We start from the raw sequence: 1,658 nt of genomic DNA, 5'->3' as shown, positions 1-1,658 counted from the left end.
GGGCTGCGGGTGCCGCCGGCGCGGCCGGTTTCAGGCCACCACCCAGCGCCGTTTCCGGCAATGGCTGGTATTCGATGGCAGCCGGGGTCTTGGCCACGTCCGGTGCAGTGGCCACTGGTTTGGGGCCGGTCACGTAGGCCAGGCAAATCATCGCCAGGGCGCCAGCCGGCAAGGTCCACGCGTACTTCTGGCTGTTGTGCCGCGTGTTGAAGTAGTGCCGCACCAACACCGCCGCCACCGCGATACCGGCCAGGATCAGCCAGTTGTATTGGCTGCCGTAGGTGCTCGGGAAGTGGTTGCTGATCATGATGAACAGCACCGGCAAGGTGAAGTAGTTGTTGTGCCGTGAACGCAGCAGACCTTTGGCCGGCAGGGCCGGATCCGGCGTGCGGTTCTCGGCGATGGCCGCCACCAGCGCGCGCTGGGCGGGCATGATGATGCGGAACACGTTACCGACCATGATGGTGCCGATCACCGCGCCCACGTGCAGGTAAGCGCCACGCCCGCTGAACACTTTGCTGAAGCCGTAGGCCGCCGCAATCAACAGCACGAACAGGATCAAACCGAGCAGGGCAGGGCGCTTGCCCAGGGCCGAGTCGCAGAGGAAGGAGTAGATGAACCAGCCGGCGAACAGAGAGCCGATGCCCAGCAAGACGCCTTCGGTGCCGCTCAAGCTACTGCCCGGAGCCAGCAGATAGAGTGTCGGGTTGAGGTAGAACACCACGCACAGCAGCGCGACGCCCGACATCCAGGTGAAATAGGCTTCCCATTTGAACCAGTGCAGGTTGTCCGGCATGGTCGGCGGGGCCAGTTTGTATTTTTCCAGGTGGTAGATACCGCCACCGTGGATCGCCCACAAGTCGCCGGCCAGGCCGTCCTTGGGGTTGACGCGATTCAGGTTGTTTTCCAGCCAGACGAAATAGAAGGAAGCGCCGATCCACGCGACGCCAGTGATCATGTGAACCCAGCGCACGCTAAGGTTCAGCCATTCCAACAGATGTGCTTCCACAGTCTTTACCTCTCGCCTGTCACCCTTGTTGTCGGGTGATCCGGCCTTCTCTTATTGGTGGGGGGCGAGGATCAACCGCTCATCCTCTTCAAAAAAATGCTCATCGCAGTTATTGCCTGTGCCACTGCGATCAACCACCAGGAAGTCATCCCGCTTTTCGATCGTCAGCACCGGGTGGTGCCAGACGCCGCGATGGTAATTAATGCCCTGCCTGCCGTTGGTAACGAAGGCGCGGACCAAGCCCGATACAGGTGCATCGCCAAGTGGCGCGACCACGATCAGAAAGGGGTTGCCGAGCAGCGGAATGAACGCCTGGCTGCCCAGCGGGTGTCTCTCCAGCATGCACACGGTCAGCGGCATATCCAGCGCGTCGGCGCGGAAGATGCTGATGATCGCGTGGTCTTCAGGCTGGGCGGTTTCAACCGTTGCCAGCTTGTGAAAGCGCATGGTCGACCCGTTGTTGATCATGAAGTGATCGCTGCCATCGGTTTCGATAACGTCTCCGAAAGGGGCGAAGGCTTCTTTGGTCAGGGGTTCGATCATCAGTGTGCGCATGGCTGTCTTCTTAAGTTTTCGAATTTGATGTTGTCTGGTCTACCGCTTTCGCGGGCAAGCCCGGCTCCCACATTTGACCGCGTACCCCTGTGGG

Annotated in this window: 2 protein-coding genes; both read right to left on the bottom strand. The window is 60.7% G+C overall.

All coding sequences use genetic code 11. The annotated features are described in order from the left end of the window. The coding region (locus tag WBR57_RS09880; RefSeq protein ID WP_424083665.1) for a urate hydroxylase PuuD at window positions 1–1,009 on the bottom strand (1,009 nt) is incomplete at its 3' end. Window positions 1,010–1,060: 51 nt separating this feature from the next. Next, window positions 1,061–1,564: an ureidoglycolate lyase gene (locus WBR57_RS09875; protein ID WP_003175245.1), complete on the bottom strand. Its 504-nt coding sequence runs from the start codon at window positions 1,562–1,564 to the stop codon at window positions 1,061–1,063. Window positions 1,565–1,658: the final 94 nt, after the last annotated feature.

The sequence above is a fragment of the Pseudomonas sp. genome (assembly GCF_049590575.1).
In the GTDB taxonomy this organism is placed as follows: Bacteria; Pseudomonadota; Gammaproteobacteria; order Pseudomonadales; family Pseudomonadaceae; genus Aquipseudomonas.
Note: the sequence above shows the minus strand (reverse complement) of the source record. Positions and strands in the feature narration are given on the sequence as shown.

Excerpts from the sequence above, each read along its gene's own strand:
- WBR57_RS09875 (WP_003175245.1), bottom strand. The coding sequence starts at position 1,564 with ATGCGCACACTGATGATCGAACCCCTGACCAAAGAAGCCTTCGCCCCT.